The following is a 16,521-nucleotide window of genomic DNA, read 5'->3' as shown; positions in this document are numbered from 1 at the left end:
AGGGAATTCATCGAATTCGTTCAGGCCCGCAGGGAGCCCCGGGGCCGACGGGTGGGTCGGACGGGGGCTCCCTGCCGGTGGGGTGCGGGGGTCAGTACTTGCGGGTGGGGAGGGCGTCCTTGGCCTGGTCCTGCATGAAGTCGCTCTCCTTGGTCTTGATCCACCGGTCGACCGTGCCGCCGTCGTGGACCGTCTTGACGACCTCCATCAGCTGGGGGCCGAGCAGCGGGTTGCACTCGACGATGGCGTTGATCTTGCCCTCGGACATGGCCACGAAGCCGTCCTTCACACCGTCGATCGTGACGATGAGGATGTCCTTGCCGGGCTTCTTGCCGGCCGCCTCGATGGCCTGGATGGCGCCGATGCCCATGTCGTCGTTGTGCGCGAACAGCACGTTGATGTCCGGGTTGGACTGCAGGAAGGCCGACATGACCTGCTTGCCGCCGGCGCGGGTGAAGTCACCGGTCTGGCTGACGACGATCTTCCAGTCGTCCGCGTGGTCGGCGTCCATGACCTCCTTGAAGCCCTTGGCGCGCTCGATCGCGGGGGCGGCACCGGTGGTGCCCTCCAGCTGGGCGATCTTCACCTTGCCCTTGTGGCCGGCCTTCTCCAGGACCTTCTCCAGGATCTTGGCGGCGCGGCGGCCCTCGTCCGTGAAGTCGGAGCCGACCAGCGTCACGAAGAGCGAGTCGTCCTTGGTCTCCACGGAGCGGTCGGTGAGGATCACCGGGATCTTCGCGGCCTTGGCCTCCTTGAGCACCGCGTCCCAGCCGGTGACGACCACCGGCGAGAAGGCTATGACGTCGACCTTCTGCTGGATGTAGTTGCGGATCGCGGAGATCTGGTTCTCCTGCTTCTGCTGGGCGTCGGAGAACTGCAGCTTGTAGCCCGCCTCCTTGGCCGCCGACTTCACCGAGTCGGTGTTGGCGCTGCGCCAGCCGCTCTCGGAACCCACCTGGGAGAAGCCGAGGGTGATCGTCTTGCTGCCGCCGTCCGAGGAGGAACCGCCCGCGCTGTCGTCCTCCTTGGCACAGGCGGCCAGGCCGGTCGCGGCCACGACGCCGACGGCTGCGGTGAGGAAGTTCCGTCTGTTGAGCATGTGTCTTCTCCTTCGAAGAGCCGGCCCGAGGTCGGACCGCTGGTACTTGTGGAGACCGGCCGCCTTATGTCCAGCCTGTCGATCATCGTTCGAGATGTCGGCCGCACTGAGGGGTGGAAGTCGATCGGGTGGTGGTGTCGGTGCCGGGTCAGCCGGGGGCTGCCCCCGACTGCGGGAGGTACGGGAATGTGCTGGCGCGGACGACGAGTTGGGGCTCTATGGCCACCGTGGACGTCCCGGAGGGGGTCCTGCCCTCGATGAGGTCCAACAGCAGCGCGATGCTTTGCTTGCCCACCGTCGCGAAGTCCTGCCGGACGGTGGTGAGCGGCGGGGCGAAGAACTCCGACTCCGGGATGTCGTCGAAGCCGACCACCGCGACGTCCTGGGGAGTGCGCACGCCCGCCTCACGCAGCGCCCGCAACACCCCCAGTGCCATCTGGTCGTTGGCGACGAAGACGGCGGTCAGGCCCCGGCCCACCCAGCCCGCCAGTTCCTGGCCGGCACGATATCCCGAGAGCGGGCTCCAGTCTCCCCTCAGCAGCATCGGCGGTTCGACGCCCGCCTCTTCGAGGGTCGCCCGCCAGCCGGTGGCCCGGTCCGCCGCCTCCTGCCAATCCTCGGGCCCGGCGAGATGCCAGACCTTGCGGTGGCCGGCGGCGAGCAGATGGCCGGTGGCCAGCCGCGCGCCGAGATGCTGGTCCACGTTGACGCTGGGGATCTCCGCGCCGGAACCGGTGCCGACGGCCACCACCGGGAAGGGGTGGCGGAGTTCGGCGAGTGCCGCGACCGCCGACCGCTGGGGGGCGAGGGCGATCACGCCCTCCACACCGCCCTCGCTGAGGTGGTCCATGGCCTCGGACAGCGTCTCCACCGTCAGCCTGCGCTGGCTGACCGTCGAGACGAGATAGCCCTCGGCGCGTGCCGCCTCCTCCAGCGCGAACAGCGTACTGGCCGGTCCGTAGAGCGTGGTGTTGGAGGCGACCACGCCCAGGGTCCGGGTGCGCCGGGTCGCCAGGGCCCGTGCGGAGGAGTTGCGGCGGTAGCCCATCTCCTCGATCGCGCGCAGCACCCGGGCCCTGGTCTCGTCCCGCACGTTGGGGTGATCGCCCAGTACGCGGGAGACGGTCTGGTGGGACACACCGGCCTGGCGTGCCACGTCGGCCATGGTGGGCGGCCGAAGCTGCGAGTGGGTCACGGCCACACCTCCTTGGCGGTCGTCTGACGATAAGTCCAGCGCTGCGGGCGGATCGCTCCGCGTCGTCGGTTTCACTCCGGGGTCCCGGAAATCCCCAGGGCATCGGGCGGGAGGGCGAGTTGGGGCACTGCCGGCATGACGCTCGTTCCTCCCTGGGTGCCGTTGGGCGCCGACTGGTGATTGGCGAGGTCATTGTGAGCGCTAACAATTCATGCCGGTCAAGAGGGCTGCATGAGGGAAGTCGTCACGGTTGAATAACGTGGTGGGCGACGCGGGCCGGGAGGACGGCCGGCCGCGCCGCACATTCGGGCCCGATGCGGGCCTCGGCTCAAAGGTGTTGACTCCGGGTCCCCCGCAGCCGTATGCCGATGGGGCGGCAGGGACGATCCGGCCTGGGACGGCGCCGCGTTCCGGCGGTTCGGGCGCCCCCGCCGAGCCGCGCCCCGACAGCGGCCGAAGTGGCCGGAAAACACTCCCGATCCAAGCCCGCGACACGGACATCAGCGCTGCTTGGACGGCCGGCACACCGTCCTGGACGGGCTCACAACCGTGCCCGTGTCAGGGCCGCCCCGCGCTCCACGTAACGGACATATCGCCCGGGCTTCGAAGGGCGGGCCGTCAGCCTACGAGCACCACCACAGGAACTGCTTGCACGTCTCCGACGGGGTCGGTTCCGGCGTCGGGTCGTCCGAGGTCGGGTCGTCCGTCGGGGTTTCGGGGTCCTCGGGTGCGGGGCTCGCGGCGGGCGCCGAGGGCGCGGGGCCGGTCGTCGCGTTCTGGCCCGAGCGTTCCTTGGGCTTGTCCTCGTCGTCGCCCTTCTCGGGCTTCTCGGAGCCCGAGGCCGAGGGGGACGCCGACTCGTCCGGCGCGTCGCGGTCGGCGTCGGCCGCCCCTTCCGCACCGGCACCGGCCCGCGAACCGTCGCCCTTCGACGAAGCCACCGGTGATTCGGTGGCGGCGTCGTCCGCGGCCGCCACGTTCGGCTGCGACGGCGGCGCCTCCATGCCGAGTTCGGCGAGGCTCAGTCCGCCCGCGGCGAGCAGCAGCCCCGCGCCGATCAACACGATCCGCCGGCGGCGGCGCCGGTGGGCCGCGGCCCTTCGGTCCCGCCGGTCCGCCCGGCCGCCGTGCGCACGGCCACGGGAGCGGGACCGGGACCCGGCGCGGCGTCCGCCGACCTCCGGGGTGTCGTCGTCGCGCACGTCGTCGCGCACGCCATCGCGCACGTCGTCGCGTTCGTCCGCGGGGATGTCGTCCCTTTCGGGCGACACGTCCGCATACGCCCGGCACTCTTCGGCCGATGCGCCGCACCCGGGACAAGCCAGGGCGCCATTGAGGTGCCGTTGGCACGGGGAGCAGTAGTCCATGACGCCGGAAGATTATTTGGCGCACCGGTAACGTTCCCCGGCGGGGCCGTGAAAGTTGTGTAGGAGCCTCGTGCACCGGCGCGTCAGAGCGGGGACAGCACGGATCTTTGCCCCCTTCCCGGCCATCGCGGCCAAACCGTTATGCGTTCGACCCATTGACACTCCGACCGCGTCGTCCCTACTGTCGCGACCAGCATTTCGAACGAGTGCCGATATTTCGAACAGATCGAAGAGGACAGGGAGTACCGTGCGCATCACGGGAATCAGCACGCACGTGGTCGGAACGCCGTGGCGGAACCTGACCTACGTCCAAGTGCACACCGACGAGGGGCTCACCGGAGTCGGCGAGACCCGCATGCTGGGCCACACCGACGCACTGCTCGGCTATCTGCACGAGGCAGAGACCAATCACATTCTCGGGTCGGACCCCTTCGCTGTCGAGGACCTGACCCGCCGGATGAAGTACGGCGACTACGGCCGGGCCGGCGAGATCGTGATGTCCGGCATCGCCGTCATCGAGATGGCCTGCTGGGACATCAAGGGCAAGGCCCTCGGGGTGCCGGTCTGGCAGCTGCTCGGCGGCAAGGTCACCGACAAGGTCAAGGCGTACGCCAACGGCTGGTACACCACGGAGCGCACGCCCGAGGCGTACCACAAGGCGGCGCAGGGGGTCATGGAGCGCGGTTACAAGGCGCTCAAGATCGACCCCTTCGGGACCGGCCATTTCGAGCTGGACCACGAGCAGTCCCTCTACGCGGTCTCCCTGATCGAGGCCGTACGCGACGCCATCGGGCCGGACGCCGAGCTGATGCTGGAGATGCACGGCCGGTTCTCGCCCTCGACGGCCGTGCGGCTGGCCAAGGACCTGGCGCCCTTCAAGCCCGCGTGGCTGGAGGAGCCGTGCCCGCCGGAGAACCTGAAGGCGCTGGAGAAGGTCGCCGCCAAGGTCGACATCCCGGTCGCCACCGGTGAGCGGATCCACGACCGGATCGAGTTCCGGGAGCTCTTCGAGAGCCAGGCCGTGGACATCATCCAGCCCGACGTCGGCCACATCGGCGGCATCTGGGAGACCCGCAAGCTGGCCGCCACCGCCGAGACCCACTACATGTTGGTCGCGCCGCACAACGTGGGCGGGCCGGTGCTGACCGCGGCGTCCCTGCAGGTGGGCTTCACCTCCCCGAACTTCAAGATCCTGGAGCACTTCAACGACTTCGCGGACGCGGAGATCAAGAAGGTCGTCTCGGGGGCCCCGGAGGTCGTGGACGGCTACTTCCACCTGTCCGACAAGCCCGGCCTCGGTGTCGAGCTGGACGTCGACGCGGCGGCGGAGTTCCCGCAGCAGCAGGCCCGCTTCGACCTGTGGGCCGAGGGCTGGGAGCAGCGCAAGCCCAAGGGCACCCAGTGACCGCCTCTCCCGACGCGGCCACCGCCGTCGTCATCGAGGCACCGGGCGAGCACCGGCTCGTCCCGCACGAGCCCCGGCAGCCCGCCGCAGGCGAGGCGCTGGTGCGGGTGCACGCCTCCGGGATCTGCGGCAGCGACCGCGAGGTCTACCAGGGCAACCGGCCTGAAGGATACGTCCGTTACCCCCTCACGCCGGGCCATGAGTGGTCCGGGACGGTCGAGGCGGTCGGTGACGGTGTTCCTTCAAGTCTTGTAGGCCGCAAGGTCGTGGGCGAGGGCTTCCGGAACTGCCAGGTGTGCGACCGCTGCCACGCGGGCGAGACCACGCTGTGCACGGCCGGCTACGAGGAGACCGGGTTCACGCAGCCCGGTGCGATGGCCTCCACGCTCACGCTGCCCGCCCGTCTGCTGCACGTTCTGCCGGACGACGCCAATCTCACGGCGGCTGCGCTGCTGGAGCCGGCCGCGTGCATCGCGGCCGCCGCGCTCAAGGCGAACGCCCTGCCGGGCGAGCGGGTCGCCGTCGTGGGCACGGGCACGCTCGGGATGTTCGCCGTTCAGTTCCTGAAGGCGGCGTCGCCGGCCGAGCTGCTCGTCGTGGGCACCCGTCCGGACCGGGCCGAGCTGTCGAAGCAGTTCGGTGCGACGGACTTCCGCACCAAGGACCAGGAACTGCCGGACGACTTCGACGTCGTCATCGAGACCGCCGGGTCCGCGGACGCGGCCCGCAACGCCGCCGCCCTGCTGCGGCGCGGCGGCCGGCTGGTCCTGACGGGAATCCCGGCGGCGGGCGCGGACGGGCTCGACCCGACCGATCTCGTCGTACGGCAGCTGGAGGTGCACACCGTGTTCGGTGCGGCGCCCGAGGCCTGGGCGCACACCGTGCGGGTCTTCGGGGCCGGGCTCCTCGACCCGCTGCCGCTCGTCACGCACGAGCTGCCGCTGGAGGAGTTCCCGCAGGCCATCGAGCTGGTGGGGTCGGGCGATCCGAAGGTCGGCAAGGTCCTTCTGAAGCCATGACCCACCCCTGAGCCGTACGCCGGTACGGGGTACCTGACGACTTCGTACCGGCGTACACCCAAGAGCTTGTTGTACCCAGAGCCGCGAACCCCGTCCGAAATATCGAACCTGAAGGACAGCTTGTGACCGACACCACCGCTCCGGCGCCGCGCCGACCCGGTGAGCAGGCGCTCACCGCGCTCGGCCTGGCCGCGCCCGCCCTCGACCCCTCCGACGCCTCCCCGCACACCTTCCCCGGCGGCGGCCGCTGGCGCACCGAGGTGCCCTCCGTCGAGGGGCCCGAGGCGCTCGGCGTGGTCCTCAAGGAGGCCTCGCGGCTCGATGTGCCGATCCACCGGATCAGCCAGGGCAGCGGCGTGTGGATGCTCACCGACGCCGAGATCACCGAGATGGTCGAGGCGACCGCCGAGCGCGACATCGAGCTCTGCCTGTTCACCGGCCCGCGCGGCACCTGGGACATCGGCGGCTCCACCCGGACCGACTCCAAGGGCGGCGGACTGCGCGCCCGGGGCCACGACGCGGTCGCCGGATGCGTCGAGGACGCCGTACGCGCGACCGAGCTGGGTGTGAAGTGCCTGCTCGTCGCCGACGAGGGTGTGCTGTGGACGCTGCACCAGGCGCGCGTCGCGGGTATCATCCCGGCCGACACGACCCTCAAGGTCTCGGCGCTGATCGGACCCGTCAACCCGACCGCGTACGCCGTGTACGAGAACCTCGGCGGCGACTCGATCAACGTGCCCAGCGATCTGACGCTGGACCATCTCACCGAGATCCGGCGGCTCTCCGGTGCCCCGATGGACATGTACATCGAGGCGCCCGACGATCTCGGCGGCTATGTGCGGATGTACGAGGTCGCCGAGCTGATCCGGCGCGGCGCGCCGCTCTACCTGAAGTTCGGCCTGTCGAAGTCCCCCGGGATCTACCCCTACGGGCACCACATGCGCGACCTGACGCTGTCCACCGCCAAGGAGCGGGTGCGGCGCGGTCGGCTGGCCCTGGACCTGCTCGCACGGCACGGAGCGGACGGCGACATGGCGCCGCTCGGCTCACGACTGCCGGGCGCGCTGAAGCGCTTCGGAACTCCGTCATAACGTTCCGGACAACGCCTCTTCACAAAACCTGACGCAGTCCCACAGACTCCGACACAACTCATCGCCCGACCGATCCCGGCCGCAACACATCAAGGAAGATGAACATGCGCACTCGCAGAGCCGCTCTCGCCGCCATAGCCTCCGCCGCCTCCCTCGCCCTCACCCTGTCCGCCTGCGGCCAGAGCTCCGAGGGTGGCAGCAAGGCGGACGACACCAAGGGCAGCACCAAGGGGGCGACCATCGGCATCGCGATGCCGACCAAGTCCTCCGAGCGCTGGATCTCCGACGGTAACAACGTCGTCAAGGACCTCGAGGCCAAGGGCTACAAGACCAAGCTGGTCTACGGCGAGGACAAGCCCGAGCAGCAGGTCTCGCAGATCGAGAACCTGATCGCCCAGGGCGTCAAGGCATTGATCGTCGCCGCGATCGACAACAAGTCGCTCGACAACGTGCTGCAGCAGGCCAAGGACGCGAACATCCCGGTCATCTCCTACGACCGCCTGATCCTGAACAGCCCGAACGTCGACTACTACGCCTCCTTCGACAACAGCAAGGTCGGCGAGCTCCAGGCCAACTACATCGTCGAGAAGCTCGGTCTGAAGGCGGGCAAGAAGGGCCCCTTCAACATCGAGCTGTTCGCCGGCTCCAACGACGACAACAACACCAAGTACTTCTTCAACGGCGCGATGAGCGTCCTGCAGCCGTACATCGACAAGAAGCAGCTCGTCGTCCAGTCCGGCCAGACCAAGATCACGCAGGTCACGACCCTGCGCTGGGACGGCGCCACCGCCCAGAAGCGCATGGACGACATCCTCACCAAGTCGTACAAGAGCGAGAAGGTCGACGCGGTCCTCTCGCCGTACGACGGCATCTCCATCGGCATCCTGTCGGCCCTGAAGTCGGACAGCTACGGGTCCAAGAGCAAGCCGCTGCCGGTCCTCACCGGTCAGGACGCCGAGCTGGCCTCGGTGAAGTCGATCATGGCGGGCGAGCAGACGCAGACGGTCTACAAGGACCTGCGTGAGCTGGCCAAGGTCGCCTCGAACATGGTCGACGCGGTCCTCAACGACAAGAAGCCCGAGACCAACGACACCGAGACCTACGACAACGGGTCCAAGGTCGTCCCGGCCTACCTGCTCGAGCCGGTGAGCGTCGACAAGGCCAACTACGAGAAGGTCCTGGTCGACGGCGGCTACTACACGGCCGACCAGCTCAAGTAAGCGTCGAACCTTAAGGATTGGAAGGCACGACCATGGCGGGACCCGTCCTGGAAATGCGCTCGATCGTCAAGACCTTTCCCGGTGTGAAAGCGCTGTCGGACGTCACCCTGACCGTCCGCCAGGGCGAGGTCCATGCCATCTGCGGTGAGAACGGCGCCGGGAAGTCCACCTTGATGAAGGTGCTCTCCGGCGTCCATCCGCACGGCACCTACGAGGGCGAGATCCTCTTCGAAGGAGAGGTCTGCTCGTTCAAGGACATCCGAGCGAGCGAGCAGCGCGGCATCGTCATCATCCACCAGGAGCTGGCGCTGGTGCCGTACCTCTCCCTCGCGGAGAACATCTTCCTCGGCAACGAGCACGCCTCGCGCGGTTTCATCAACTGGAACGAGACCCTGCGGCACGCCTCCCAACTGCTGCGCCGGGTCGGTCTGAACGACCACCCGGAGACCCGCGTCGCCGACATCGGCGTGGGCAAGCAGCAGCTCGTGGAGATCGCCAAGGCGCTGTCGAAGAAGGTGAAGCTGCTCATCCTCGACGAGCCGACCGCGGCGCTCAACGACGAGGACAGCGGCAAACTCCTCGATCTCATCCTGGAGTTGAAGAACCAGGGCATCACCTCGATCATCATCTCCCACAAGCTCAACGAGATCCGCCGGGTCGCCGACTCCGTCACGATCATCCGTGACGGCAAGTCCATCGAGACCCTGGACGTGAAGGCCGAGGAGACGACCGAGGACCGGATCATCTCCGGCATGGTCGGCCGCGACCTCGACCACCGCTTCCCCGAGCGCACCCCGCACGAGGCGGAGGTGGGCGCGGCCCCGGCCCTGGAGATCCGCGACTGGACCGTGCACCACCCGATCGACCAGCAGCGCAAGGTGGTCGACGACGTGTCGATCAACGTGCGGCGCGGGGAGATCGTCGGTATCGCGGGCCTGATGGGCGCCGGCCGCACCGAGCTCGCGATGAGCGTCTTCGGCCGGACGTACGGCCGGTACGCGGGCGGCACGGTCCTCAAGGACGGCAGGGAGATCCGCACCAAGTCCGTCGCGGAGGCGATCGACCACGGCATCGCCTACGTCACCGAGGACCGCAAGCACTACGGCCTCAACCTCATCGACACCATCAACCGGAACATCTCGCTGACCGCCCTGAGCAAGGTCGCCAAGCGCGGTGTGGTCGACGAGCACGAGGAACGCCAGGTCGCCGAGCGCTACCGCAAGTCCATGAACATCAAGGCGCCGACCGTCTTCGAACCGGTGGGCAAGCTGTCCGGCGGCAACCAGCAGAAGGTCGTCCTCAGCAAGTGGATCTTCACGGGGCCGGACGTACTGATCCTGGACGAGCCGACGCGCGGTATCGACGTCGGCGCCAAGTACGAGATCTACACGGTCATCGACAAGCTGGCGGCCGAGGGCAAGGCGGTCGTCTTCATCTCCTCCGAGCTGCCGGAGCTGCTCGGTATGTGCGACCGCATCTACACCATGGCCGCAGGGCGGTTGACAGGTGAGTTCCCGCGTGCCGAGGCCACGCAGGAATCGCTGATGCGTCAGATGACGAAGGACAAAGAGGTAACCCGATGAGCACGGAAGTGACCGCCAAGAGCCCGGCCCCCGCGCCGCCCGGCAAGAGCGGGGACGCGGCGGGCGGTGGCCTGCTCCAGCTGATGCTGGACGGCATGCGGCGCAACATGCGGCAGTACGGCATGCTGATCGCGCTCGGCCTGATCGTGGCGTTCTTCGCCGTGATGACCAACGGCGACCTGCTGCTGCCGCGCAACGTCTCCAACCTGGTGCTGCAGAACAGCTACATCCTGATCCTCGCGATCGGCATGATGCTGGTCATCATCGCGGGCCACATCGACCTGTCGGTCGGCTCACTGACCGCGTTCGTCGGCGCCTTCGCGGCCGTACTGACCGTGCAGCACGATGTGGCCTGGCCCATCGCCGTGGCGCTCTGCCTGGTGGCGGGCGCGGCGGCGGGCGCGCTCCAAGGGTTCTTCATCGCCTATCTCGGCATACCGTCGTTCATCGTCACCCTCTCCGGCATGCTGACCTTCCGCGGTGTGACGGAGATCCTGCTGGAGGGCCAGACCCTCGGTCCCTTCCCGGAGGGCCTGCAGAAGATCGGCAACGGCTTCCTTCCGGAGACCGGCCCGGAGACCAACTACCACAACCTCACGCTGCTCCTCGGCATCGTCCTGATCGCCTTCGTGGTCCTTCAGGAGGTCCGGGACAGGAAGCGTCAGCAGGAGTTCTCGCTCGACACGCTGCCGACCAACATCTTCCTGCTGAAGCTCGTCGCGATCGTCTCCGCGCTGCTCGTCGTCACCATGCTGCTCGCCAGCTACAAGGGTGCGCCGATCGTGCTGATCATCCTCGGCGTGCTGGTGGTCGGCTACGGCTACGTCATGCGCAACTCCATCTTCGGCCGCCACATCTACGCCATCGGCGGCAACCTGCCGGCGGCCAAGCTGTCCGGCGTGAAGGACAAGAAGGTCACCTTCTACGTCTTCCTGAACATGGGCGTGCTCGCGGCCCTGGCGGGTCTGGTGATCGCCGCCCGCCTCAACGCGGCGAACCCGAAGGCGGGCCTGAGCTACGAACTCGAGGCGATCGCCTCGGCGTTCATCGGCGGCGCGTCCATGAGCGGCGGTGTCGGTACCGTCCTCGGCGCGATCATCGGCGGTGTCGTCCTCGGTGTGCTGAACAACGGCATGAACCTCCTCAGTGTCGGCTCCGACTGGCAGCAGGTCATCAAGGGCCTGGCCCTGCTGGCGGCGGTCGGGTTCGACGTGTGGAACAAGCGCAAGTCCGGTTCGTAAGCAGGTATTTCGAGCAAGTCGTCGGGTCCCGCGTGCCACGAGCGCGCGGGACCCCTCGGCTGTTCCACGAGAGGCAGGAAGCCGGTGAAGGAACTCTTCGGCAAGCTCGCCGACGGCACCGAGATCCACCGCTGGTCGCTGGAGAACGGCGGCACACGCCTGAAGGTCCTGTCGTACGGCGGGATCGTGCAGTCCCTGGAGATCCCGGACCGCGAGGGCGGGTACGCCAATGTGTCCCTGGGCTTCGACACGATCGAGCCCTACGTCACCGAGTCCCCGTACTTCGGGGCCCTGATCGGCCGGTACGGCAACCGCGTCGGCCAGGGCCGGTTCACGCTGGACGGCTCGGCGTACCGGCTGTCGGTCAACGACGGCGGGAACAGTCTGCACGGCGGCGACCAGGGCTTCGACAAGGTCGTCTGGGACGTCGAGCCGTTCGAGGCCGGCCCGGACGTGGGCCTGCGACTGTCGTACACCAGCGCCGACGGCGAACAGGGCTACCCCGGCACGCTCGACGTGCGGGTCACCTACACGCTCACCGAGCGGGGCGAGTGGCGCATCGACTACGAGGCCACCACCGACAAGGCCACCGTCGTCAACCTCACCAACCACGTCTACTGGAACCTCGCGGGCGAGGGCAGCGGCTCGGTCCACGACCACGAACTGGAGATCGCCGCCGCCCGATACACCCCCGTCGACGCGGGCCTCATCCCCGCCGGTGCGCCGGCCGAGGTCGCGGGCACGCCCTTCGACTTCCGCCGCGCCAAGACGGTCGGCGAGGACCTCCGCGCGGCCGACCGGCAGTTGCTGTACGCCAAGGGCTTCGACCACAACTGGGTGCTCGACAAGGGCAGGACCGACACCCCAGAGTGGATCGCCACGCTCCGGGACCCCTCGTCCGGCCGTACGCTCAAGGTCGCGACGACCGAACCCGGGCTGCAGTTCTACTCCGGGAACTTCCTGGACGGCACGCTCGTCGGCCCCACCGGGAGGATCTACCGGCAGGGGGACGCGCTGTGCCTGGAGACACAGCACTTCCCCGACTCGCCGAACCGGCCGGACTTCCCGTCGACGGTGCTGCGACCGGGTGAGACATACCGGTCGACGACGGTCCACGCGTTCGAGTAGTCCGACTCGTTCGACGCGTGCGGATCGGTACCGGAAAACGCCGGTGACCAGGGTGAACGCCGGGCGGCACGGCCACGTATTCACAGTTGGCACACAACTTCCCAGCGAATTCTCAGAGGTTGAACAGTGCCGCCCCGGTCTCCGTATGTAAGGGCGGCCCGCGCTCCCCCGCGCGGGCCGCCCTTAGTCGTCGGGCCCGGTCGTCCCCACGGGCCCGCCCCCTACGGAGGTTCCATGGCCGACAACGTCACCTCGCTGTTCCGCAGCACCTCAGCGCACAGCCCCTCGATGGCGGCGCTGACGCGTGAGGGCGGCGACGGGGCGGGCCCGGTGGACTTCTGTATCCCGTGCAACCCCTATTTCCCCACCCCGGCCATGTTCGACGAGATGGCGAGCAAGCTGCGGGACATCATCACGTACTACCCGAGCAGCGCGGACACCATCACGGCCGAGCTGTGCAATCTGCTCCAACTTCCGCCGCAGTGCGTGGCGATGGGCAACGGCTCGACCGAACTCATCACCTGGCTCGACCATCTGATGGTCCGTGAGTCCCTCGCCGTCCCCGTCCCCACCTTCGGCCGCTGGACCGACCAGCCCATGGAGACCGGCAAGCGGGTCGACATGTTCCCGTTGCAGGAGTCCAGCGGCTTCGCCCTGGACCTCGCGCAGTACGCCGAGTTCATCCGGGCCCGCGGCACCCGCGTGGCCGTCATCTGCAACCCGAACAACCCCGACGGCGGCTTTCTGCACCGGCACGCGCTGGTGCAGTTCATGGACGCGATGGCGGACCTGGACCTGATCGTCATCGACGAGTCGTTCCTGGAGTTCGCCGACGCCGAGTCCGAGCCGAGCACGGTCGCGGACGCCGTGATGCGGCCCAACGTCGTGGTCCTGCGCAGCCTCGGCAAGAACTTCGGTCTGCACGGCATCCGCTTCGGCTACCTGGTCGCCAACCCGGCACTGGCCGGGAAGGTCCGCTCCATGCTGCCGAAGTGGAACCTCAACTCCTTTGCCGAGCACGTGGTGTTCATGCTCAAGGAGCACGGCGCCGAGTACATGGAGAGCCTGCACATGGTCCGCCGGGACCGCCTGGACATGGCCCGCCAGCTCTCCGCCCTCCCCGGGCTGACGGTGTACCCGTCGCAGGGGAACTTCCTCTTCGTGCGCCTTCCCGTCGGCGCCGAGGGCACCGTGGTCCGGGACCGGCTGCTCACCGAGCACCGGATCCTGGTCCGCGAGTGCGGCAACAAGGTCGGCTCGTCCAGTCGCTTCCTGCGACTCGTGGTGCGGCCCCAGGTCGACGTGCGTCGCCTGGTGTCCGGCCTGGAGTCGGTTCTCTACGGGTCCAGGAGGGGATCCGCCGTACCTGAGCTGGGCACCGGGACCAGCTACAGCTCGGGTACGGCGGCCGTGGACCGGCTGATGAGCGAGACCAACGGCGCGGGTATGCCGGGCCTGGCCGCGCAGGCGACCGGGATGGGGATGCCGGGCATGGCCCCGGCCCCGGCCCCCGCCCCGATGCCGATGCCCGCGCCTGCTCCGGCCCCGATGCCGGCTGCGGCCGCCGCGGCGATGCCCCAGACACCTTCGATGCCTTCCATGCCCTCGATGCCGTCGATGCCTTCCATGCCCTCGACGCCGTCCATGCCGTCCATGCCGTCCATACCCTCGACGCCGTCCATGCCTTCGATGCCGAACGTGGCTTCCATGCCGAACGTGGCTTCCATGCCCGGTATGGCGCCCGCTGCGGCCACCGGGCTGCAGCCGGTCGCGCAGACGGGCATGCCGGGTATGGCCGCCGCCGCCAACCGCCGTGCGATGGGCGCCGCCCAGGGCCTCACGGCCGCCCAGGTCCGCGGCCGCACGGCCCCGGAGGAGGGCCAGCCGGAGCCGCTGGGCTGGCCGGCGGCCGGGGCGGTTTTCAACCAGGTGGGGTGAGCCCGCCCTCGTAGAACACGAACTCGAAGCGCCCCCGAACAGGTCCAGTACTGCTGGCTGTCGGGGGCGCTCGTTGTTGTCGTCGGCGTGCCGCCGCTACGGCTCGTCGTCCCGGTCGGGCACGATGGCCGTACCGGCGAGCCGGTCCCGCCGCAGGATCGCGTATCCGACCGCGTCATGGACCGTCCTCCCGTCCTCCCGTCCTCCCCGGGTCACGCGTCGCGGTAGTGGGCCTCCTTGACATACCCGTGCCGCTGAAGGGCAGGCGCATCGCCGCGTTGTCCTGACGCGTGGTGGCCTCGATACGCCGGATCCCCGGGAGCTCCTCGAACAGATACGCCGTCAGCCAGACCACGGCCCGGCCACCGAAGCCGCGCCCCCGGTACGGCGACCGGATCCGTAGATCGAAGAGCGGTGTGTCGCCCCTCGGAGATCCACCCCCGGGCCTGGTCCGGCCCGACCACGACGGAACTGTGGAACGGCCATCGGTCGCCGCCGAGGAAAGAGGACAGCCACCGCCGGCGTGAGGAGCAGGGACGCCAGGAGGTGGTTTTCATGAAGGCACCGACAGTGGGACCGGGCACCAAGCAGCCCCACAGCGATCGCGGAGGCCCAGGAGCCGGTGTCCGCCCGGGAGTTGCTGGAGGCCGCGGACCGCACCATCGAGGTCCTCCACAAGAGTGTGCAGCGGCGTGAACCACGAGCCTGTCCGATCCGTACCTCCTGTCGTACACAGACCTCCCCCGGTCACTTCCGTCACAGCCTTGGAATGAAAACGCAACGCCCATGGCCTCGCTCGCACAAGTGACCGGCCTACGATCAAGCTCTTCGCATACGCGCGGTGACGCCTGTGCTCCCGTGTGTCGGGTTCGGCTGGAAGTGGGTGGACCGTGCGCCATAGGGCCCGGACGGTGGTGGCGGTCGCGGCCGCGTGGGGGATGGTCGGGCTTGCCGGGTGTGGTGAGACCACGGATTCGGGGGCGGGGGACGTCACCCTGACCGTCGTCGCGACGAACTACGGCGACAGCGTGCACAAGAACTCCGAGGGGTTCTGGGACCGGGTCGTCCTCGCCTTCGGCACCGACAACCCGGGCATCGACGTGGATGTGAAGGTCTACGACCCGGACGAGATCGACGAGAAGGTCGCCGAGCTGGTCGAGAAGGGCGACGCGCCGGACATCGTGCAGTCGGACGGCTACTCCGAGTACGCCGCGAAGGGCCTCCTCTACAGCGCGGAGGACATCCTGTCGATCCCGGTCCAGGCGTCCTTCATACCGAGCCTCGCGGAGGCCGGGGAGATGGACCGGGAGGAGTACGGGCTGCCGTTCACCGCGAGTACCCGGCTGATGTACTACAACAAGGATCTCTTTGCCCGGGCCGGTCTGAAGCCCCCGAAGTCCTGGGCGGAACTCCTCGTCGCCGCACGGGTGTTGAAGGCCCAGGGCGTGAAGTATCCGATCGCGCTGCCGCTCGGCCCGGAGGAGGCGGAGGCCGAGACGCTGATGTGGCTGCTGGCCGGCGAGGGCGGTTACACCGACTCCACGAACTCGTACGACCTCGCCTCCGCCGCCAATGTGAGGACGCTGACCTGGCTGAAGGAGAACCTGGTCGGGGAGGGGCTCACGGGCCCGGTGGCGCCCGGCGAGCTCAACCGGAGCGACGCGGTCAAGGCCTTTCTCGACGGTGACGCGGCCATGGTGAACGGCCCGCTCTCACTGATCCGGCAGATCGACGACTCCTCCGAGTCCGTGCCCTACGGCTCGATCCCGCTGCCCAGCCGCACCGGCCAGGAGACCCCGACCATGGGCACCGCCGACTGGGTCGTCGCCTTCAAGAACGACGACCACCGCAAGGCGATCGGCCAGTTCCTGAACTTCCTCTACGGCGACAAGTACGTGACCGAGCAGGCCAACGAGTACGAACTGCTCCCCGTCACCACCCCGGTCGCCGACCAGATGCGCGCCGACAAGGACCAACGCTCCCAGTGGAGCGGCCTGGACACCCTGCAGAATCTGCAGCTCTACCCGGTGGCCGAGACCAACTGGTCCGAGGTCGCCGCGGCGATCCGCAAGCAGATCGGCAAGGCGGTCGCCCCGAACGGCAACCCGAAGACGGTTCTCGAGTCGATCGCCCAGGCGACCCAGTGACCACCACCCCTCAACGGGTGGTTCAACGCTGCTTCAACTTGCCTGTCTCGCAAGAGACTTGACGTTCCGTCACTTTACGTCTCTGACA

13 protein-coding genes are annotated in these 16,521 nt (G+C 68.5%); 9 read left to right on the top strand and 4 right to left on the bottom strand.

Annotation, left to right across the window (positions count from 1 at the left end):
* Positions 1 to 91: 91 nt before the first annotated feature.
* From SGFS_RS39295 to SGFS_RS39285, 3 genes are all read right to left on the bottom strand, one after another.
* Positions 92 to 1,099, bottom strand: a complete 1,008-nt coding sequence (locus tag SGFS_RS39295) for a substrate-binding domain-containing protein (RefSeq protein WP_286256992.1) — start codon at positions 1,097 to 1,099, stop codon at positions 92 to 94.
* Between the two features lie 148 nt (positions 1,100 to 1,247).
* Entirely contained in the window at positions 1,248 to 2,294 is a 1,047-nt protein-coding gene (locus tag SGFS_RS39290; protein ID WP_286256990.1) for a LacI family DNA-binding transcriptional regulator, read from the bottom strand.
* A gap of 623 nt (positions 2,295 to 2,917) precedes the next feature.
* Positions 2,918 to 3,661: an SCO2400 family protein gene (locus tag SGFS_RS39285; RefSeq protein WP_434028127.1), complete on the bottom strand. Its 744-nt coding sequence runs from the start codon at positions 3,659 to 3,661 to the stop codon at positions 2,918 to 2,920.
* 247 nt (positions 3,662 to 3,908) lie between these two features.
* Here SGFS_RS39285 and SGFS_RS39280 point away from each other — a divergent pair, with 247 nt between their 5' ends.
* The 8 genes from SGFS_RS39280 (at position 3,909) to SGFS_RS39245 (ending at position 14,286) form a co-directional block, all read left to right on the top strand.
* A complete protein-coding gene (locus SGFS_RS39280) occupies positions 3,909 to 5,066 on the top strand; it encodes a mandelate racemase/muconate lactonizing enzyme family protein (protein ID WP_286256986.1) in 1,158 nt (385 codons plus the stop codon).
* Positions 5,063 to 6,085, top strand: a complete 1,023-nt coding sequence (locus SGFS_RS39275; RefSeq protein WP_286256984.1) for a zinc-dependent alcohol dehydrogenase — start codon at positions 5,063 to 5,065, stop codon at positions 6,083 to 6,085. Before SGFS_RS39280 ends, SGFS_RS39275 begins: the two co-directional genes overlap by 4 nt.
* A gap of 122 nt (positions 6,086 to 6,207) precedes the next feature.
* Positions 6,208 to 7,176 carry a glycosyltransferase family protein gene (locus SGFS_RS39270; protein WP_286256983.1) on the top strand — a complete coding sequence of 323 codons (969 nt, stop codon included), beginning with the start codon at positions 6,208 to 6,210 and terminating at the stop codon, positions 7,174 to 7,176.
* 104 nt (positions 7,177 to 7,280) lie between these two features.
* Positions 7,281 to 8,396: a multiple monosaccharide ABC transporter substrate-binding protein gene (gene chvE, locus SGFS_RS39265; protein ID WP_350284047.1), complete on the top strand. Its 1,116-nt coding sequence runs from the start codon at positions 7,281 to 7,283 to the stop codon at positions 8,394 to 8,396.
* A 32-nt stretch (positions 8,397 to 8,428) separates the two neighbouring features.
* Positions 8,429 to 9,979 carry a multiple monosaccharide ABC transporter ATP-binding protein gene (gene mmsA, locus SGFS_RS39260; protein WP_286256979.1) on the top strand — a complete coding sequence of 517 codons (1,551 nt, stop codon included), beginning with the start codon at positions 8,429 to 8,431 and terminating at the stop codon, positions 9,977 to 9,979.
* Positions 9,976 to 11,220, top strand: coding sequence for a multiple monosaccharide ABC transporter permease (gene mmsB, locus SGFS_RS39255; protein ID WP_286256978.1), 1,245 nt, complete (start codon positions 9,976 to 9,978; stop codon positions 11,218 to 11,220). Before mmsA ends, mmsB begins: the two co-directional genes overlap by 4 nt.
* Positions 11,221 to 11,226: 6 nt before the next feature.
* Positions 11,227 to 12,348: an aldose epimerase family protein gene (locus SGFS_RS39250; RefSeq protein WP_461852316.1), complete on the top strand. Its 1,122-nt coding sequence runs from the start codon at positions 11,227 to 11,229 to the stop codon at positions 12,346 to 12,348.
* A gap of 234 nt (positions 12,349 to 12,582) precedes the next feature.
* The gene (locus SGFS_RS39245) at positions 12,583 to 14,286 is read left to right on the top strand and encodes a pyridoxal phosphate-dependent aminotransferase (protein WP_286256976.1); all 1,704 of its coding nucleotides are present in this window, start codon (positions 12,583 to 12,585) and stop codon (positions 14,284 to 14,286) included.
* Positions 14,287 to 14,461: 175 nt separating this feature from the next.
* Here SGFS_RS39245 and SGFS_RS39240 read toward each other — a convergent pair whose 3' ends face one another.
* Positions 14,462 to 14,683 (bottom strand): GNAT family N-acetyltransferase, encoded by a 222-nt coding sequence (locus SGFS_RS39240; protein WP_286260291.1) that lies wholly within the window; start codon positions 14,681 to 14,683, stop codon positions 14,462 to 14,464.
* Between the two features lie 493 nt (positions 14,684 to 15,176).
* Here SGFS_RS39240 and SGFS_RS39235 point away from each other — a divergent pair, with 493 nt between their 5' ends.
* Positions 15,177 to 16,433: an extracellular solute-binding protein gene (locus tag SGFS_RS39235; RefSeq protein ID WP_286256975.1), complete on the top strand. Its 1,257-nt coding sequence runs from the start codon at positions 15,177 to 15,179 to the stop codon at positions 16,431 to 16,433.
* The last annotated feature ends 88 nt before the right edge of the window (positions 16,434 to 16,521 follow it).

The sequence above is a fragment of the Streptomyces graminofaciens genome, from assembly GCF_030294945.1.
Classification (GTDB): domain Bacteria; phylum Actinomycetota; class Actinomycetes; order Streptomycetales; family Streptomycetaceae; genus Streptomyces; species Streptomyces graminofaciens.
The sequence above is the reverse complement of the archived record's forward strand: the minus strand, read 5'-3'. Positions and strand labels throughout refer to the sequence as shown.

Bases quoted from the DNA above. Each gene is read 5' to 3' on its own strand.
- SGFS_RS39285 (WP_434028127.1), bottom strand. From the start codon at position 3,661: ATGGACTACTGCTCCCCGTGCCAACGGCACCTCAATGGCGCCCTGGCT.
- mmsB (WP_286256978.1), top strand. From the start codon at position 9,976: ATGAGCACGGAAGTGACCGCCAAGAGCCCGGCCCCCGCGCCGCCCGGC.
- SGFS_RS39245 (WP_286256976.1), top strand. From the start codon at position 12,583: ATGGCCGACAACGTCACCTCGCTGTTCCGCAGCACCTCAGCGCACAGC.
- mmsA (WP_286256979.1), top strand. From the start codon at position 8,429: ATGGCGGGACCCGTCCTGGAAATGCGCTCGATCGTCAAGACCTTTCCC.
- SGFS_RS39295 (WP_286256992.1), bottom strand. From the start codon at position 1,099: ATGCTCAACAGACGGAACTTCCTCACCGCAGCCGTCGGCGTCGTGGCC.
- chvE (WP_350284047.1), top strand. From the start codon at position 7,281: ATGCGCACTCGCAGAGCCGCTCTCGCCGCCATAGCCTCCGCCGCCTCC.